Annotated in this window: 15 protein-coding genes; 7 read left to right on the forward strand and 8 right to left on the reverse strand. The window is 60.8% G+C overall.

Features of this window, described 5'->3' with window-relative positions; translation table 11 throughout:
• Positions 1-165: 165 nt before the first annotated feature.
• The 3 genes from AC1RME_RS28090 to AC1RME_RS28100 are packed head-to-tail and all read left to right on the forward strand — an operon-like array spanning position 166 to position 3,731.
• Complete coding sequence (locus AC1RME_RS28090) at positions 166-825, forward strand: paraquat-inducible protein A (protein WP_096822658.1); 660 nt, start codon at positions 166-168, stop codon at positions 823-825.
• Positions 812-1,435, forward strand: a complete 624-nt coding sequence (locus AC1RME_RS28095) for a paraquat-inducible protein A (protein WP_096822659.1) — start codon at positions 812-814, stop codon at positions 1,433-1,435. The genes AC1RME_RS28090 and AC1RME_RS28095 overlap by 14 nt, the downstream gene beginning before the upstream one ends.
• Positions 1,428-3,731 carry a PqiB family protein gene (locus AC1RME_RS28100; protein WP_493073488.1) on the forward strand — a complete coding sequence of 768 codons (2,304 nt, stop codon included), beginning with the start codon at positions 1,428-1,430 and terminating at the stop codon, positions 3,729-3,731. The genes AC1RME_RS28095 and AC1RME_RS28100 overlap by 8 nt, the downstream gene beginning before the upstream one ends.
• A gap of 69 nt (positions 3,732-3,800) precedes the next feature.
• On the opposite strand, the gene mksF is transcribed toward AC1RME_RS28100, so the two are convergent.
• The 3 genes from mksF to mksB are packed head-to-tail and all read right to left on the reverse strand — an operon-like array spanning position 3,801 to position 8,606.
• The gene (gene mksF / locus AC1RME_RS28105) at positions 3,801-6,641 is read right to left on the reverse strand and encodes an Mks condensin complex protein MksF (protein WP_096822661.1); all 2,841 of its coding nucleotides are present in this window, start codon (positions 6,639-6,641) and stop codon (positions 3,801-3,803) included.
• On the reverse strand, positions 6,638-7,339 hold the full coding sequence (mksE, locus tag AC1RME_RS28110; protein WP_493092020.1) for an Mks condensin complex protein MksE: 702 nt from the start codon (positions 7,337-7,339) through the stop codon (positions 6,638-6,640). Before mksE ends, mksF begins: the two co-directional genes overlap by 4 nt.
• The gene (gene mksB / locus AC1RME_RS28115; protein ID WP_192558996.1) at positions 7,329-8,606 is read right to left on the reverse strand and encodes an Mks condensin complex protein MksB; all 1,278 of its coding nucleotides are present in this window, start codon (positions 8,604-8,606) and stop codon (positions 7,329-7,331) included. Before mksB ends, mksE begins: the two co-directional genes overlap by 11 nt.
• A gap of 231 nt (positions 8,607-8,837) precedes the next feature.
• Between mksB and AC1RME_RS28120 the strand changes: the two genes are divergently transcribed.
• Together AC1RME_RS28120 and rimI are read left to right on the forward strand one after the other, a co-directional pair.
• Positions 8,838-9,590, forward strand: a complete 753-nt coding sequence (locus tag AC1RME_RS28120; protein ID WP_096822665.1) for an energy transducer TonB — start codon at positions 8,838-8,840, stop codon at positions 9,588-9,590.
• Positions 9,583-10,035 carry a ribosomal protein S18-alanine N-acetyltransferase gene (gene rimI, locus AC1RME_RS28125; protein ID WP_096822667.1) on the forward strand — a complete coding sequence of 151 codons (453 nt, stop codon included), beginning with the start codon at positions 9,583-9,585 and terminating at the stop codon, positions 10,033-10,035. Before AC1RME_RS28120 ends, rimI begins: the two co-directional genes overlap by 8 nt.
• Positions 10,036-10,081: 46 nt before the next feature.
• Here the strand turns inward: rimI and AC1RME_RS28130 are convergent, their stop codons facing one another.
• Positions 10,082-10,489 carry a serine kinase/phosphatase gene (locus AC1RME_RS28130; protein ID WP_096822670.1) on the reverse strand — a complete coding sequence of 136 codons (408 nt, stop codon included), beginning with the start codon at positions 10,487-10,489 and terminating at the stop codon, positions 10,082-10,084.
• A 141-nt stretch (positions 10,490-10,630) separates the two neighbouring features.
• Here AC1RME_RS28130 and can point away from each other — a divergent pair, with 141 nt between their 5' ends.
• On the forward strand, positions 10,631-11,275 hold the full coding sequence (gene can, locus AC1RME_RS28135) for a carbonate dehydratase (protein WP_096822671.1): 645 nt from the start codon (positions 10,631-10,633) through the stop codon (positions 11,273-11,275).
• Between the two features lie 8 nt (positions 11,276-11,283).
• Here the strand turns inward: can and AC1RME_RS28140 are convergent, their stop codons facing one another.
• The 4 genes from AC1RME_RS28140 to AC1RME_RS28155 form a co-directional block, all read right to left on the reverse strand.
• Positions 11,284-11,808: an SET domain-containing protein-lysine N-methyltransferase gene (locus tag AC1RME_RS28140; protein WP_096822673.1), complete on the reverse strand. Its 525-nt coding sequence runs from the start codon at positions 11,806-11,808 to the stop codon at positions 11,284-11,286.
• A 180-nt stretch (positions 11,809-11,988) separates the two neighbouring features.
• On the reverse strand, positions 11,989-13,161 hold the full coding sequence (locus tag AC1RME_RS28145; protein ID WP_096822675.1) for a hypothetical protein: 1,173 nt from the start codon (positions 13,159-13,161) through the stop codon (positions 11,989-11,991).
• 119 nt (positions 13,162-13,280) lie between these two features.
• Positions 13,281-14,981, reverse strand: coding sequence for an acid phosphatase (locus AC1RME_RS28150; RefSeq protein WP_096822676.1), 1,701 nt, complete (start codon positions 14,979-14,981; stop codon positions 13,281-13,283).
• 155 nt (positions 14,982-15,136) lie between these two features.
• Positions 15,137-16,555 (reverse strand): short-chain fatty acid transporter, encoded by a 1,419-nt coding sequence (locus AC1RME_RS28155; protein ID WP_096822678.1) that lies wholly within the window; start codon positions 16,553-16,555, stop codon positions 15,137-15,139.
• A gap of 200 nt (positions 16,556-16,755) precedes the next feature.
• Here AC1RME_RS28155 and AC1RME_RS28160 point away from each other — a divergent pair, with 200 nt between their 5' ends.
• Complete coding sequence (locus AC1RME_RS28160; protein WP_493066638.1) at positions 16,756-18,069, forward strand: MFS transporter; 1,314 nt, start codon at positions 16,756-16,758, stop codon at positions 18,067-18,069.
• Positions 18,070-18,165: the final 96 nt, after the last annotated feature.

An 18,165-nucleotide genomic window follows, 5' to 3' on the forward strand; every position in this document is an offset into this window, starting at 1 on the left:
TAGGTCATCGTCAAGATTAAATTCCGAAACCCCAATTGCGAAAGCAGTTGGGGTTTTGTTTTGCCCGCAGGAAAGTTTTTGCTCGCGTCAGCGAACAAATTTGCACAGTTATTTTCGAATCAGAACACTAGAATAGATCCCAACTTTTTCGGAGTCAGAGCCCTTATGTCAGATTCGGTTGACGCCCCCGGGCTGTCAGAATTACCGCTGGATGACTTGGTGGCCTGTCATGAGTGCGATCTGCTGATGCGCAAGCCCAAGCTTGCTCACGGCGAAAAAGCCCTCTGCCCACGCTGCGGTTATGAACTGTATGCCCACCGTCATAACGTGGTGCAGCGCAGTCTTGCCCTGGTCATTGCCGCACTGCTGCTCTACGTGCCGGCGAACTTTTTACCCATCATGCAGCTCAATGTTCTGGGGCAATCGTCGCAGGACACTGTCTGGAGCGGTGTAATCGGCCTGTTCAATACCGATATGCGCGGCGTTTCAGTCGTCGTATTCCTGTGCAGCATGGCAATTCCACTGCTGAAACTGCTGTGCCAACTGATGGTATTGCTGACGATCCGTTTCAACATCGGGCGCAGTTATGGGCTGCTGCTCTACCGTATTTATCACCACCTCAAAGACTGGGGCATGCTCGAGGTCTACCTCATGGGCGTCCTGGTCGCGATCGTCAAACTGGCGGACATGGCGGCTATCACCGTGGGCCTCGGTCTGGCGTGTTTCATCGGCTTGTTACTGGTTCAGGTCTGGCTCGAAGTGGTGATGTCACCGCACCAGATCTGGCAGGCGTTATCAGGAGAAGATGCCCATGCGGGCGATTGATGCAGGCATTCTGATCTGTACCGAATGCCACGAACTGAACAGGCAGGATACCGAAAGCGATGTTCAGACCTGCACCCGATGTGGTGCGCTGGTTCATGCGCGGCGCCCGAACAGTCTCGCGCGTACTTGGGCGTTGCTGATCACTGCGGCGATTATCTACATCCCCGCCAACGTACTGCCGATCATGACAGTCAGCTCGCTGGGCCAGGGTGATCCGAGCACGATCATGTCCGGTGTGATCCAGTTGGTGCAGCACGGCATGATTCCGATCGCTGCCGTGGTGTTCATCGCCAGTATTTTGGTGCCGACATTCAAACTGGTGGGTATCGCGCTGTTGCTGTTTTCGGTGCAGCGCCGCCAGCCCTTGTCTGCACGTCAGCGGATCTGGATGTACCGCTTCATCGAGTTCATCGGCCGCTGGTCCATGCTCGATATTTTCGTGATCGCCATTCTGGTGGCGGTCGTCAACTTCGGCCGGCTTGCCAGCGTCGAAGCCAATCTTGGCGCCATCGCCTTCGCCAGTGTGGTGATTCTGACGATGCTCGCCGCTGTCACTTTCGATCCCCGACTGATTTGGGATAACACGGAGTCGGACGCCGACCATGACTGATTTGCCTGTAGCGAAAACCCGACCGGCTTCGAACTGGTCTGCCATTTGGGTACTGCCCCTGATTGCCCTGATCATCGGCGGCTGGCTGGGATGGCGTGCCTACAACGAAACCGGCATCGAGATTCAGGTGCGCTTCGAAAGCGGTGAAGGTATCCAGGCCAACAAGACCGAAGTGGTCTACAAAGGCATGCCCGTCGGCAAGGTCAAAGCTCTCAAGCTCGATGACGAAGGCGGCACCAAAGGCGTGATCGCCACCATCGAAATGAACAAGGATGTCGATCAATACCTGAAGACCAGTACCCGCTTCTGGCTGGTCAAACCGAGTGTGACACTGGCTGGTATCACCGGTCTGGAAACCCTGGTATCGGGTAACTATGTCGCGATCAGCCCGGGTGAAGGCGAGCCGACCCGCAAGTTCAAGGCCCTGGCCGAAGAGCCGCCGCTGTCGGACTCCAAACCCGGCCTGCACCTGACGATCAAGGCGGATCGCCTGGGTTCGCTGAACCGTGGCAGCCCCGTGTTCTACAAGCAGATCAAGGTTGGCCAGATCAAGAGTTACGTGCTGTCGGAAGACCAGAGCACTGTCGAACTCAAAGTGTTCATCGAGCCGACCTACGCCAAACTGGTGCGCAAACATACGCGCTTCTGGAACGCCAGCGGCATCAGCATCGACGCCAACCTGTCCGGAGTGAAAGTGCGCAGCGAGTCCCTGGCCAGCATCGTCGCCGGCGGTATTGCCTTCGCTACGCCGGAGAACCGCAAGGACAGTCCGCCGACCGATCCGAGCCTGCCGTTCCGCCTCTACGAAGACTTCGATGCGGCCGCCGCCGGCATCCGCGTGAAGGTCAAACTCAGTGATTTCGAAGGTCTGCAGGCCGGGCGTACCCCGGTGATGTACAAGGGCATTCAGGTCGGTAACCTGAAAGCGCTGAAGATCGATCCGGATCTGTCCAGCGCCACCGCTGAATTGACCCTCGATCCTCTGGCTGAAGAATATCTGGTCACCGGCACCCAGTTCTGGGTGGTCAAGCCGTCGATTTCCCTGGCCGGCATCACCGGTCTGGAAGCGTTGGTCAAAGGTAACTACATCGCCGTGCGCCCAGGCGACAAGGGCGGCGCTCCGCAGCGTGAGTTCGAAGCCCGGCCGAAAGCGCCGCCGCTGGACCTCCGTTCACCGGGTCTGCACCTGGTGCTGTTCACCGACACGCTCGGCTCGATCGATGTCGGCAGCCCGATCCTCTACAAGCAGGTCAAGGTCGGTTCGGTGCAGAGCTATCAATTCTCCAAGACCCGGAAGCAACTGGTGATCGGTGTCCACATCGAGAAGGAATACGAAAACCTGGTCAACGCCTCGACCCGGTTCTGGAACGTCAGCGGTGTCACGTTGACCGGCGGCTTGACCGGCGGCATTCAGGTCAAGAGCGAGTCGTTGCAGACCCTGATGGCCGGCGGCATCGCCTTCGAAACGCCGCAAGCCAAGGCTCCGCTGCAGAAGCGCATTCCGCGCTTCCGTCTGTTCGCCAATCATGATGACGCGAATCAGAAGGGCGCGGTGGTCACCATCAAGGTCGACCGTGCCGACGGTTTGCGCAGCGGCACGCCGATTCGCTTCAAAGGCCTGGATGTGGGCAAGATCGAAAGCGTCGACCTGACCGATGACCTGCAATCGGTGATCCTCACCGCGCGCATCACAGAAGTGCCGGAGAAAATTGCCCGGGTCGGCAGTCAGTTCTGGGTGGTCAAACCGGAGTTGGGGCTGATCAAAACCTCGAACCTGGAAACCCTGGTGACCGGCCAATATCTCGAAGTGCAACCGGCAGCCAAGAACCTCGGCCCGCAGAAGAACTTCGTGGCGTTGGCCAATCCGCCAGAATTGGCCAAGCAGGAAGCAGGCTTGAGCCTGGTCTTGAGCGCCGCTCGTCGCGGTTCGCTCAAACCGGGTGTGCCAGTGACTTACCGCGAAATCACCGTGGGTAAAGTCACCGGTTATGAACTGGGCCAGACTGCGGATCGCGTACTGGTGCACATCCTGATCGAGCCGAAGTACGCGCCACTGGTACGTAGCGGTAGCCGCTTCTGGAACACCAGCGGTGTCGGTTTCGATATCGGCTTGTTCAAAGGCGTGACCGTACGCACTGAGTCTCTGGAGACGGCGATACAGGGCGGCATCGCCTTCGCCACGCCGGACGGTGAGCGGATGGGCAACCCGGCTCGGGCTGAACAGACCTTCGCGCTGTTCGACAAGTTCGAAGACGAATGGCTGACCTGGGCGCCGAAAATCCCCCTCGGCAAATAATCCCGAGCCCATGAAAAAGGGCCGCGATCCATTGGATCGCGGCCCTTTTTTGTGCCCGTCAGTTACGCATCAAACCGCATCCAGCTCCGGCTCGTCCGCTTCGACATTGATGGTGGCTTTCACCACATCGTGACGGCGGATGTATTTCCAGTCCGCCTCGTCGATGTAGATGCCGGCCGGGCCGCTGCCGCCTTCCAGGTCGATGGCGACACTGGCGCAGACCTGCGGCTTCACGCTCGCCAGAATCGGCACGAAGCCCAGTTGCAGGCTGGTTTCCAGCAATGCTGCCTGGTTCTTCTCGTCGATGTCCGCCGCCTCGTCGAGGTAGTACGGCAGGCGCACGCGACCGGCCAGGTCGCGGTCCATCAAGTGCAGCAACAAGTACATGTTGGTCAGCGCCTTGATGGTCATCGTGGTGCCGTTGGACGCCGCGCCATCGATGTCGGTGTGGATCACCGGCTGGCCGTTGACCTTGGTGATCTCGAACGCCAGCTCGAACAAGTCCTTGAGGCCGAGCTGGTTGTGGTTCGCCGCCACCAGACGCGCCAGGTATTCCTTGGCCTCTTCGTTCTTGTTGTCCTGTTCCGCGCTTTGGCTCAGGTCGAACACCGACAGAGTTTCGCCTTCTTCGTACTGACCGGCGCTGTGGATGATCTGGTCGATGTGCTTGAGCGCTTCCTTGTTCGGCGCGAGCACGATGCGGAAGCTCTGCAGGTTGGAGACCTGACGCTTGTTGATCTCGCGGTTGAACAGCGCCAGTTGGTGCTCGAGGCTGTCGTAGTCGCTGCGGATATTGCGCAGGGTCCGCGCGATATCGGTCACGGCTGCGCGACGCGCCTTGCCGAGGGTCAGGGCTTCGTCGGTACGGTGCGCGTAAGCGTTGATCAGCAACGACAGACGGCGCTCCATGTCGTCTTCGCTGTCGAACTTGGCCACGCCTTTGAGGCGCACTTGCGCGTACAGCGCTTCGATCTGGCCATCGGCACGCAGCAAGCCTTGCCAGCTGTCCTGATAGTCATTGAGCAGCGGCAGCAGGTTGTCCATGGAGTCGTCGACCGGATCCATGAACGGCGTGCCGAATGGCAGATCCGCCGGTAGCAACTGACGGCGACGCAAGGCATCGTCGAGGGTGCGTTGCTTGGCTTCCATGTCGGCGATCTGCCGGCCGACCAGTTGCAGCTTGGCCGACAGTTGCTGGACGCGCTCGGTGAACGCATCGCTGGAACGCTTGAGTTCGTCCTGCGCGGCTTCCATCTGCGCCAGTTGCTCCAGCTTGTCACCTTCTTCGGCGCTCAGGGTCTGGGTGCGGCGGAAGTCTTCCAAAGCTTTCTGCGCATCCAGCACCTGCTGGTACAGCGCTTCGGTCTGGGTCTTGCTCGCGGCGCGGTCGGCGGCCACGGCTTGCTGGGTTTTCAGTTGCTTGAGTTCTTTTTCCAGACGCTCTTTCTGATCACGCAGCGCGGCACGGTCGGCCAGCGCTTGCAGGGCCGGCGGCTCGATGTGCGAGATGTCGATCGACAGGCCCGGCACTTCGAAACGCTCGCCCTTGAAGCCGTCGAGGATCAGCTCGACCGATTTGACCCACTCGCCGTCCTCGTCGAGGGTGATGCCGTGTTCGCCCAGCGGCAGGCTGAACAGTGCGCTGTTGAACAGACGCATCAGGCGTTCGACGTCCTGTTGCGAGAACTCTTCACGCAGGCGGGCGTAGCTGTTGTTGTCGGCGTGATCGAGTTGCTGTTTCACCGACTTCAGGCGTTTTTCCAGATCCCGCAGACGCTCCTCGAGATCCTCGGCGCTGAATTGACGGGACTGCGCCAGCGCACCGGCCAGTTCATCGTGAGCGTCCTTGGCGGCCAGCAGTTGCTGCTCCAGTACCTTGACGTCATCGACCAGCGCAAAGCGGTTTTTCAGCACCGACAACTCACCGAGCCAGCGCTGGATACCGGAGATTTCCCGCTCCAGACGCATCAGCTCCTGGGTGCCACCGCGCTGATCGTTTTGCAGATCGTCCTGCTCGCGACGGTAATGTTCTGCCTGGATCGCCAGTTCTTCTTTGCGCGCACCGGCGTAATCCGACCAGGTGCCGAGCAACGAATCGAGCAGCGGCGACAGGCGATGCAGCTTGCCGCGCAGCACGTCGCGCTGTTTCACGCCGTTGGCCAAGGCTTCGACCAGTGGACCGGCAGCCACCAGCGAGTTGTAGTCCTGTTCCATGCGACGCACGTCGCGGAAAGCTTCTTCGCACGCGGCGATGTAATCGACGCTGCCGGAACGCAGGCTGTGTTCGAAGGCATCGAGGAACAATTGCTTGAGCTTGGCTGCGGTGATTTCGCGCATGTGCAGCAGGTTGATGAACAGCGCGCGGAAAGTCTTCAGGCTCTGCTCGCTGGTGGAGCGCAGCGGGATCAGAGTCAGATCCAGCGGGATCGACGTATGACCGCCAACCAGCAAGCGGCGCAGTTCATCCGGTTTGAGTTCGTAGGCTTTCAGGCCTTCCTTCTCAAGGTTGCTGAACAGTTCTTTCTGACGCAGGCAGGTGTCGTTTTTCTGGTAGTGCGCCAGATCGAGCTTGCCGGCGTAGGCAAAGAACTGGTGACCGAAACCACCACCCGGGCCGCGACCGACTACGCCGATCACGTGCGGGCCGTGGGGCAGGTTCACTTCGACGAGGATGTAGCTGGTGTCGGAGGCAAAGTAGAAACGCCGGGATTGTTCCAGGCTGTACTTGCCGAAACTCATGTCCGACATGCGCGCCAGGATCGGGAACTGCAAGGCGTTGATCGAGGCGGATTTACCGAGGTTGTTCGCGCCGTAGACCGACAGCGGTTCTTCCAGCGGGAACAGGCCGAGGCTGTAACCGGCGGTGTTCAAAAGGGCAAAGCGGCGGATGCCGTAGCGTTCCTGGCTCATGCGTCGGACTCCTGTTCTTCGGCAATGGCGCGGGCCAGTGCGTCTTCTTCGCTCTCTTCCTCAAATTCGGAGAGATCGAGTGGATCTTCGGTCTCAAGGAATTTGGCCTCGGCCTCTTCGTCGATCAGCACCGGTGCCGGCAGCGGCAGCACGCTGTGCACGCTGGCCGCCAGATCGCGGTCCTGCTGAACCGACAGGCAGACGTCGAGGAAACGGTGCATCGGCGGCAGGAAGCGGTACACGCCGTTTTCTTCACCGGCGAAGCCAAGCTGAGTCATGCGGCGCATGATCTTTTCTTCGAGCTCTTCAACGGTCTGTACTTCGGCCTGGATGAACAGGTCGCGGTACTTTTCCAGCAGCGACGGCAATTCTTCGCGGCCGAGGCTGCCGCCGTCGAGCACAGCGATCGGATCGCGGCCCTGATCGGCCAGATGCTCGACGAGGATGAAGGTGAACAGCGCCAGGCGCTGAGCGGTCTTGTTCACCGCCGCTGCCGCCATGTCCGGCACGAAATAGTAGAAGCCACGGGTGTCGCAGACCAGTTCGAACCCCAGTGCCTTGAACAGCGTGCGGTACTGGTCCTGGAAGTTCGACAGTTGCGCGTACAGCTCCGGATCGCGGCGGCTGACGTGGTAACCCTTGAACAGCTCGCGGAAGATCGGCGCGAGTTGCGACAGTTCGGAAAGATCAAGATGCATTGGGAATGCTCGCAGAATCCTCGGCGGCGGTGTCGCCGGCCGAGAGCAGGGCGAAGGAGCGCAGGCTGACCTGGTGCTCGTGAGTGTGGTATTCGCGGCGTTCCAGACGCTCGCGCTTGAAGCGTTTTTCCCGCGACAGGCGCGAGAACCAGTAAAGCAATTCGTCGGTCGCGCCGTCCGGTTCCTGCTCCAGCAGCCAGGTCATCAGATCCGGCATTGGCAGGGATTCTTCGCAACGGTCGACCATTTCGCGCACGGTGCGTGGCGCGCGCGGTGCTTCGCCTTTCTGGGTCTTGTGCGCCTTGGGGAAGCGCGCCGGTTTCGGCTCGAAACGGGCCAGGGCATACACGTAGGCTTCAACCTGACTGGCGCTGCCAAGGAAGGTGCTTTGCGGCCGGGTGAACAGCGGCATCGCGGCTTGCGGTACGGCGTCGATGCCTTTGCGGCGGATCGCGGCAAGGGCGAGGGCGGCGCCACGGGTTACGGCGTTGTGTCGACGCGCTTCTTCACGCAACGGCAGCAGCAGTTCGCGGGCGTGACGCAGGGTCAGCTGGGCGCTGGTCTGCATCTCGAGGATGCGCGCGTGGGTGCGCAGCAGCATGTCGTCATCGACCAGATGGCCGAGGCGCTGCTGTTCACTGAGCATCTTCAGCAGCACGGTTTCGACCTTGCGTACGCCTTGTTCGAAGGCGCCGTCGGCGTTCACCAGATCAATCATCGGCTCGACGTATTCGTCCCAGGTCGCCAGTACTTCGGCGTAACGCTGACGCAGCGGAATCTGCCGGTCGCTGGTCTTGGCCCGCTCGGCCACGGCCACCAGCGCCTGTTCGTCGTTGTCGAGTTTCTTCAGAACGTCGCGCACGCGCATGTCGAGCAGGCGCAACTGACGCGCCAGATCATTGCCATCGCGAATGTCGAACGCATCCTGGATGTAACCGGCCAGACGCTCGAGGTGACGCAAATAAGCTTCGATCTCCAGGCACAGGCCCAGTCGGTGTTCCCGACGCAGGTAGGCGAGGAAGTCGTGAATCTGCGCGTTCAGCTCGAAACGGTTCGGGCTTTTGGCCACGGGCACCAGAATGTCGAGGCGAATCCACACGTCGAGCAGACTGGTGATGTCCTGCGGCGTGCTGTCCAGTTGTTGGGCGGCCAGTTGCGTGCGCAGTTCGTTGAGGCTCAGGGTGCCTTGGTCGAAGTGCTCGCACAGTGGCTCCAGAAGTGCCCAGTGTTCAGCGAGGGCGCGCAAGACGCGCTTGGGTTCGATCATCGGAATGGCCGGCTGGTTGGCGATTAAAAGCCGCGATTGTACTGCATCACGCGGGATGCGATTCACTCTCGGGACGGGCTGTCGCTTTTCTTTGCGTCAAGGTATCGGTCAAGACTATCGATCAACAGCGGGCGATCTTGAGCGAAGGGCGGTAGAATCAGCGCACTTCAGTTATCCACAAGTGGCCGACCCTTGCTAATCGAGTCCCGCCGCCGCGCCTATTTGAACGCCATGCAGGTGGTCAACTGGCTGCCGCGCACCGAATTGCCCTTTGCCGCGCCGTCACGGCCCGAGCTGCTGGACGTTGCCGAGCCCGAGCCTGACGTCCCGGTGTTCGTGGCACCTGCGCCGCAGGCCGATGCGCTGGTGCAGCCTGCCGCGCGTCCGGTCGAACGGCCGAAGATCGAGGTCCCGCGACCTTCGCTGGCCAGCACCCGCACGGGCGCCAAGCCGGTGGAAGAAGTCGACGAAACGCCTGTGGTGGTCAAACCGGCGCCGGTCCCGCCACCGCGTTTTACTCTGCAATTGCTGCGGGCCGGTCGTTGCCTGTTGCTGGTGGAGTTACCCACAGGCGATTCTTTCCAGTCCCGCGATCCGGCGTATCTGTTGCTCAAGGACATGCTGCGCGCCGCCGGTCTGCCGGATGCGCCGCAGATCGTCGGTGATCCGGTGCGCTGGCCATTGCTGGTGCGCGGCACGATGGATCAGGGGCCCGAAGCGGCCCGGGATTTCGTCCAGGGTTTCCTGTCGGTTCAAATGGAGGCGGCGCCGTGCGCCTGCCTGTGGCTGATCGGCCTGCCGGCGGTGCGATTTGCCGGCGAAGCGGATGCCGAAGCGTTCAATCGCGAATTGCAAATCGAGGGTCTTGGCCTGGCGTGGGCCGTGCCGGGGCTTGAACTGTTGATGGAAGAGCCACAGCGCAAGGCCGCCGTGTGGCAAGCCATGCGTCGGCTGATGGCGCGCTGGAAAGAATCGAATGAGTGACGCTGTAACGTTCCGCCCGATGGTCGAAGCCGATCTGGATGCCGTACTGAAGATTGAATTTGCGGCCTACAGCCATCCATGGACTCGCGGGATCTTTCTCGACGGGCTGGGCAAATACCAGATCTGGCTGATGTTCGAAGGCGAGCAACAAGTCGGACATGGCGTGGTGCAGATCATTCTGGATGAGGCGCACCTGCTCAACATCACGGTCAAACCGGAAAATCAGGGCCGGGGCCTTGGGCTGACATTGCTCGAACACCTGATGTCTCGCGCCTATGCCGCAGATGCCCGGGAATGTTTCCTCGAAGTGCGCGACAGCAACACCTCGGCCTTTCGCTTGTATGAGCGCTATGGCTTCAACGAAATCGGCCGGCGCCGGGATTACTACCCGGCGGTGGGCGGGCGTGAAGACGCTGTGGTCATGGCCTGCACCCTGGTGGATTAAGCGTTGATCGCCATCGCGGGTCACCCCGCGATGGCGATCTTTCAGGTCATCCGCGCTTGCCATCCATCGGATCGCGTCGTGCCATTTCCGCTTCATCCAGCCCGTCCCCGCCGCCAATGTCGTCCTCATCGACAATGCTCAAGTCCCAATCCGCCTGATTGCCTGATCCTGGCTCGTCCGCATCCCGCGCGCCGTCCTCGTGGATCAGGGTTTCCGGGCTCAGATCATCGTCGGTCGGCTCGTGGTCAGATACCGAAGCACCGGTCAGGCCCGCCTCACGCACCCGCTCGCGGGGCATCAGCTGTTCACGCTCGGTTTCCGTCAGTTCGTCGCCGATCCTTGCGCTGGGCTGTTCGTCGTCGAAGTCCAGCTCATGCACCGATCCCATGCGGTCTTCGTTATCATCGATGGGCTCCGGCTGCACCGCATCGAAGGGACGTCGTGAATCAGTCATGGCAAATCCTCATACTGTGGGCCTTACTGAGGTGGACTCACCGGGCACACGAGAATTCCAACGAAATCACTTGCGATCCTTTCGTGACCCCGACGGACGGTTGTCTGTCAAAGCAGCGCATCTTTCTTGAGGCCTTACAGCATGCATGACTTACAAGACCTGATTGATAACAACGAGCGTTGGGCTGACGCGATTACCAAGGAAGACCCGGATTTCTTCGCCAAACTGGCCCGCCAGCAGACACCGGAATATCTGTGGATCGGTTGCTCCGATGCGCGGGTGCCGGCCAACGAGATCGTCGGCATGCTGCCGGGTGATCTGTTCGTTCACCGTAACGTTGCCAACGTGGTACTGCACACCGACCTCAATTGCCTGTCGGTGATCCAGTACGCGGTGGACGTGCTCAAGGTCAAACACATTCTGGTCACCGGTCACTACGGTTGCGGTGGTGTGCGGGCGTCGATGCAGGATCGCCAGTTCGGTCTGATCGATGGCTGGCTGCGGTCGATCCGCGATCTGTATTACGAAAAACGTGAAGAACTGGCCAAGTTGCCGACCGAAGAAGAGCAGGTCGATCGCCTGTGCGAGCTCAACGTGATCCAGCAAGTGGCCAACGTCGCTCACACCAGCATCATCCAGAACGCCTGGCATCGCGGGCAGAGCCTGTCGATCCACGGTTGCATCTACGGCATCAAGGATGGCCGCTGGAAGAGCCTGAACACGACCATCAGCGGTTTCGAGCAACTGCCGCCGCAATACCGTTTGCGTCCGGTAGAAGCGCAGTAACTCTCCGGTCAGCGCAAACCTTGCCGACGCCAGCTCTGCAAATAGCGCTGGCCTTCAAGATTGGGGGATTCGTCGTAGCCGACAATCCACCCGCGACAGTGTGAAGACCCGCAACCGCAGACGAACTGCCTCAGCAGTTTGTCCTCGGTGGCGGTGTAATCCATGGTCAGCCGGTCGCCGGGTTTGATGTCCCGCAGTGCCCACAGCCACAATTCGCTCATGTCGAGAAACACGTTCGGGTCGCACGAGTGTTCGAACAGTCCGAAGAAACGCGGATCGTAGATATGAATACCGGGCTGCAGTTGTCGGGTCTGCCGGCAGCGGTAAGGCAGCAGTTGACCCGAGACCCGGCACATTCGGGTGATACGCAGGAATTCCCGGCGCGCCACGACGGCGATGGACATGGCATGGCTGCCTTGAACAATTTCGAAATCAGCTCTGGAGGGGAATCCGAGGCGAACCGGGAGTCCGGCGAAGGGATAAATGCCCTCGGTGTCGCGAGGGGAGCCACTTTGCAGTGCGTAAGTGTTCATAACGTTCCTTGTCGGCCAGGTGTCGCGATTGCCGAGACTGACATCCTGTCAGTCCTTGAGCCCAAGCTTTGAATCCAAGAATCCCGTAAATGACACTAGCGGTCTACTGTCAGATCTGACAGGCGAAATAGACGCTTTCCCGAGTCAGCCAAGGCTGACACGGGAACTTCATGCGTTCGATCAGAAGTGGGGAGCCGGTGCTGCCATGGCCGGCAACGGACCGTTCAGCTGTTGCAGCTGAGTCTTGATCGTCGGGGTCGAGCAGGTGGTCGCTGCCTGCGCTGCGGTTTCGTTACGGATCGAGGTGTAGAACAGTTCGCAGGTCTTGGTTTTCTGCGTCACTTGCCAGGTCTGGGTGCAACTGTTCAGCAAGGTTTTCGGATCGGTGCCCGGTTTGCTGCCCATCCCGGCCTGCCAGCAGGCTGCGCTCAAGTCTTGCCCCATCACTTTCAAACCTGCCGCATCGGCCTTGGCCTGTGCGTCGTCGCCGGTGTAGTTGGCCGGGTCGGCGGCGTACCAGATGTAACTCGGGTGGTTGGAACCCAGCACCGGCACGTTCACGCCTGCGCTTGGGCTGATGGTGGCCAGGCCCAGTACATTCACGGTCGCGCCGTATTGCTGTTTGATCCAGTTACGCACTGGCGCGCCGAAAGCGACCATCGGCAGGGTGGCGCCTTTGGCGTTCTGACTGACTTCCTTGACCATGGTGGTCTGGTAGTCCTTGAAGTAGTCGTAGACCCCTTCCAGATCCTTGCCGGCGCTGGCGGGCGCGGCAATCGGCGCGATGTCGATGATGGTCTGATAGCCCGGCGTCTGGTCGGCGGGGATGCCGTTGTCGGTCAGCAGCGCAGCCCAGCGGTCGGTGGTGTTGGAGCGCAGGTAATCCTGGGCCTGGGTCAGCGAGTAATCCGGCGGGAAGTGCAGCAATTCGACGCTTTTACGGTTTTCCAGAGCCATGCCCAGTGGCAGGAACAGATACCAGCTGTACGCCCATTTGCCATCGGCGTTGAGCTTGCTGGCGCCGGTGTAGGCCAGGTCGCCGGCATCCAGCAGCGCGGCCAGCGGCTTGTCATAGCCTTTCGGTACGCCGCTGATCTCGGCGTAAAGCTGATGGTTGTCGGTTTTCACCAGCACCTTGGCGTTGGCATAACCATCGCGCTGCACACTTTGAGTCAGGTAATGGGCGACAGTCTGCTCAAGCGTCCAGTTGCGAAAGCAGATCACGCTGCAATTGTTGGGATAGGCGAAGAGGCGGGTGACGCGCTCGGTGCTGCCCAGTTTCAGGTCGACATCGGCGTGGGCGGCTGCGCTCAGCGTGAGCGCAGCGAGGGTAAGTCCTGCGAGTTTGAACATGCTCAGATCCTTTTCAGCGTGGGTTCCCCGTTGGTCGGGTGCGCCACATATTGGATCAGCCGGGTGATGGCGAGAAGCCGTCAGTCACAGTTTTTTGAGCTGTACCGCAGGACCTGTCCTCAGACCTTGAAATGCAGGGCGTTGGTCAAGTCGCCCATCGGCTTCTGACCCCGGCCGGTCATTGCATCGTCACGCTGCTTGATACCCGCCAGAGTCTCCAACTGAAACACCCGGGTGATCAGGCGCAGGATCGAAGCGGTGTCATAGACCGTGTGATCCACCGTGCCTTTGCGGGCAAACGGTGAAACCACCAGCGCCGGTACTCGCGAACCCGGCCCCCAGCGATCGCCCTTGGGCGGCGCGACGTGGTCCCACCAGCCGCCGTTTTCATCGACGGTCACGATCACCACCATGTTTTTCCACTGTGGACTTTCCCGCAGCACTTTCAGGGCCCGGACGATGTGGCGGTCGCCGGAGGCCACGTCGGCGTAACCTGCGTGCATGTTCAGGTTGCCCTGGGGTTTGTAGAAGCTCACGGCCGGCAACTTGCCCGCTTCGGCATCGGCGAAGAACTTGTTGGTGCTCGATTCATCGCCCAGACCGGCGTCGCGCAGGCGTTTGCTGCGCTCTTCGGGATGCTCCGGACCTTGCTGCTGGAAGTAGTTGAACGGCTGGTGGTGGTACTGGAAGTTGGGGATTTTCGGGATACCGCCGGAATCCTTGTACTGATCCAGCGTCGCTTGCCAGGCACCTGCGTACCACGCCCAGTCGACGTTCTTCTTCGACAGCTTGTCGCCAATGTGTTCGTGGGTCTGGGGCACCAGGACGTTTGGCAGATCGGCTTTGGAATACGCCGGACGCTCCGGGTCGCGAATCCACGTCGGCCAGTAGGGCGGGGCGAGGGTATTGACCCCGTAACCGTCCGGAGTCAGCGCGCTTGGGCCGAACTGCGGCGGGCCGGTCATGGCGCTGGCCGGTGATTGCTCCAGCGGCTTGAGGCGTGGATCGGCCGGGTCGTCGCTTTGCAGCGCAGCGATCTGGCTCTTGGCGACCGAACTGGCGACGTTCGGGTAGAACGGCGCGGTGGCACTGATCAGATATTGGTGATTGAGGAACGAGCCGCCGAATGCACCCTGAAAGAAGTTGTCGCACAGCACGAATTCCTGGGCCACGTCCCACAGGCGCAGGGAGTAGCGACTCTGGGCGTAGTGACCCATGGTCAGGCCTCCGGAGTCGGCCCAGGCAACGAAGCCGTCGTTCTTGCCTCCGTTGATTTGCATCTGGTTCTGATAGAACACGTGCCACAAGTCGCGAGTCACCAGGCCGAGCGGCAAGTCCTCGGCGTTCGGGCCTTTGAGGGCGAAAGGCGCGTTGGGCAGGTTTTCCTGGAACTGGACCGCGCTGGGATAGGTCACGCCATCGAGAGTCTGCGGGCCGATCTGCAACACACCACCCCAGGCTGGCGGCAGGGTCTGCAGCAGGCTGCCGTCGCGGTCACGCTGTTGATAGTCGGCAGGCTTGAGCGCCGACAACGGCTTTTCGACACCGGGGAAATCACCGAACAGGTTATTGAAACTGCGGTTCTCGGCGTAGATCACCACAACGGTCTTCACCTGATCGCGCAGGGCCTTGTCCAGCTCGGCAGGCGAGAGCGGGCGCTCCTCGGGTTTGCCCGGCTGATCACCGGCATTTCCGCACCCTGCCAGCGTGGCGCCCACACCCAGGACGGCGACACCGCCGAGAAAGCGGCGACGGCTGGTGTCGGTGGGATTGTCGGATTCTGGCGAGGAGGGATCTTTGCCGTCTGTGTCGTCGTTCATGTCGAAGTCCGTTTTGCTTAATTGTTTCAGTATGTTTCGGGCGGACGCTAGCAAGGGAATGTGACGGTTGGGTGACATTTCCAAGGCGCAGAAACAAATGAGGGAGCCAGTACGCTAGCTCCCTCATGAGAATTACGCCTGAAGATGACTCCGCGTCATGGCATCACCGGCGGCGTATACGCCAATGTCGTCCCCAGCGCCCACAGCAACAGCAGCACCAGCGGCGTGTGCACCAGCAGTTGCACGAACGAGAAGCCGATCAGGTCCCGCGCCTTCAACCCCAGCACACCCAGCAGCGGCAGCATGTAGAACGGGTTGATCAGGTTCGGCAGGGCTTCGGCGGCGTTGTAGATCTGCACCGCCCAGCCCAGGTGATAGTTGAGGTCGTTGGCCACCTGCATCACGTACGGCGCCTCGATGATCCACTTGCCGCCTCCGGACGGAATGAAGAAACCGAGAATCGCCGAGTACACGCCCATCAGCAGCGCATAGGTGTCGTGGGAAGCGATGCTGACGAAGAAGGTCGAGATGTGGTGGGCCAGGGTCTGGGCGTCGGTGCCCTTGACCGTGGTCATCAGCGCGGCAATCGAGCCGTACAGCGGGAACTGGATCAGCACGCCGGTGGTGGTCGGCACCGCTCGCGCCACCGCATCGAGGAAGCTGCGCGGGCGCCAGTGCAGCAACGCGCCAAGCATGATGAACAGGAAGTTGTAGGTGTTGAGCCCGGAAATCGCGGTGATCGCAGGTTTGGTCGAGAACTCGTGGAACAGCCATCCGGCCGCCAGCAGCACCAGCACGATGATCAGCAGCGGACTGTGCTCCAGCCATTCGCCGGGCCGGGTGCGCGGTTGCAGGGGCGGCAGGTTGAAGGCTGGGTCGATGCCGCAAGCCTTGGCATCGCGCGCCGAGTTCGGACCCGGTGCGGTGGCGTAGGCGATGATGATCGAGATCACCACCAGCGCCAGCAGCATCACTCCCGACTGCCAGAGAAAAATCGTCTGGGTGAACGGAATCACCCCGGTGATCGACAGAATCGACGGCGGCAGGCTGGCGGGGTTGGCTTGCAACTGTGCGGCAGACGACGACAAGCCCAACGCCCACACGGCGCCAAGGCCCAGATAGGCAGCGGCACCGGCGGCGCGGTAATCCATTTTCAGATCGGTGCGACGGGCGAGGGCGCGCACCAGCAGACCGCCGAATACCAGCGACAGGCCCCAGTTGAGCAATGACGCGACCATTGAGATCAGCGCGACCCAGGCCACGGCGGAGCGGCCGTTCTTCGGGATCTTTGCCAGACGGTCGATCAGCTTCACGGCCGGCGGCGAGCTGGCCACCACGTAACCGCCGATGACCACGAAAGCCATTTGCATGGTGAAAGGGATCAGGCTCCAGAAACCGTCACCGAACGCCATGGCGGCGTCGGTGGGTTTGGCACCCATGGCCAGGGTGGCCAGCGCCACGATGATCACCGCCAGTGCGGCGAACACCCAGGAGTCGGGAAACCAGCGTTCGGCAAAGCTTGAGCAGCGCAAGGCAAAGCGCGCAGAGCGGCTATCTTCGATATCAACGGCCACGGGAGTACCTCGGATTTTTATGTTTATTGTGGTCTTCGGGGCTTGGCCGGCCCGTCTGGACAGGTGCCAACAGTAAATCAACCGGCGGATTTTTGTGACCGTGTTTTGCCGAATCAGACTATGGTCTAACGGGTTGTCCATCGGCCCGTTTGCGTAGACCATGGGCGCCTTGTTTTTTGCCTGTGTCAGAGTTCTTTGCCATGACTGCCAACTCCGAAGCCCGACCGGCGCCATTCAGCCGTTCCGACTACAAGACCCTCGGCCTTGCAGCCTTGGGCGGGGCGCTGGAGATCTACGATTTCATCATTTTCGTGTTCTTCGCCCTGACCCTCAGCCAGTTGTTCTTCCCGCCGGAAATGCCTGAGTGGCTGCGTCTGCTGCAAAGCTTCGGGATTTTTGTCACCGGTTATCTGGCGCGCCCGCTGGGCGGGATCCTGATGGCGCATTTCGCCGACCGGCTGGGACGCAAGAAGGTCTTCAGTCTGAGCATCCTGATGATGGCGCTGCCGTGCCTGCTGATCGGGATCATGCCGACTTATGCACAGATCGGTTATTTCGCACCGTTGCTGTTGCTGGCGCTGCGCATCCTGCAAGGCGCGGCGGTGGGCGGTGAAGTGCCGAGCGCCTGGGTGTTCGTGGCCGAGCACGCGCCGGCCGGGCATCGCGGTTACGCCTTGGGCTTTCTGCAAGCCGGGCTGACGTTTGGTTACCTGATCGGCGCACTGACCGCGACCTTCCTGGCACAAGTCTTCACCCCCGCCGAAGTGCTTGATTACGCGTGGCGTTATCCGTTTCTGCTCGGCGGCGTGTTCGGTGTGATCGGCGTCTGGCTGCGTCGCTGGCTGAGCGAAACCCCGGTGTTCATGGCCATGGAAGCGCAACGTGAGGCTCGGGTCGAACTGCCGTTGCGCACGGTATTGCGTGAGCATCGTCTGGCGATGCTGCCGGCCATGCTCCTGACGTGTGTACTGACTTCGGCAGTGGTGGTGTTCGTCGTCATCACCCCGACCATGATGCAAAAGACTTTCGGCATGACTGCCGGCCATACCTTTGCATTGAGTGCCCTGGGCATCGTCTTCCTGAACATCGGCTGCGTGATTGCCGGCGGGCTGGTCGATCGCATCGGCGCCTGGCGCACCGTCATGCTGTACAGCCTGTTGTTGCCTCTGGGCATCGGCGTGCTCTACACCTGCCTGATTGTCGGCGGTGACTGGGTCGGTCTGGCCTACGCCATCGCAGGGCTTTGCTGTGGCGTGGTCGGCGCCGTGCCGTCGGTAATGGTCAGTCTGTTTCCGGCCCGTATCCGCGTGTCGGGTATTTCCTTTACCTACAACATTGCCTACGCCGCGTGGGCCAGTGTCACACCGTTGCTGCTGATCGGTCTGATGCCGTGGAGCCCATGGATCTGTGTGATGTTCTGTGCGGTGATGGGCGCGGTGGGCGTCGCCAGTGCGGCGTATTTCGGCTCGCGGATGCCGCGCGCAGGACATTGTCAGGTGGCTGGAACAGCCTGATTTCCCGAGGCGTAACTATTTTTGTAGGACAAGGCTCAAACGCACTTCAGAAAAGATTTCCAAGGCCGATGGTTAGGCTGTAACCCCGCTTTCCAT

The sequence above is a fragment of the Pseudomonas sp. GW822-FHT03F08 genome, from assembly GCF_058801265.1.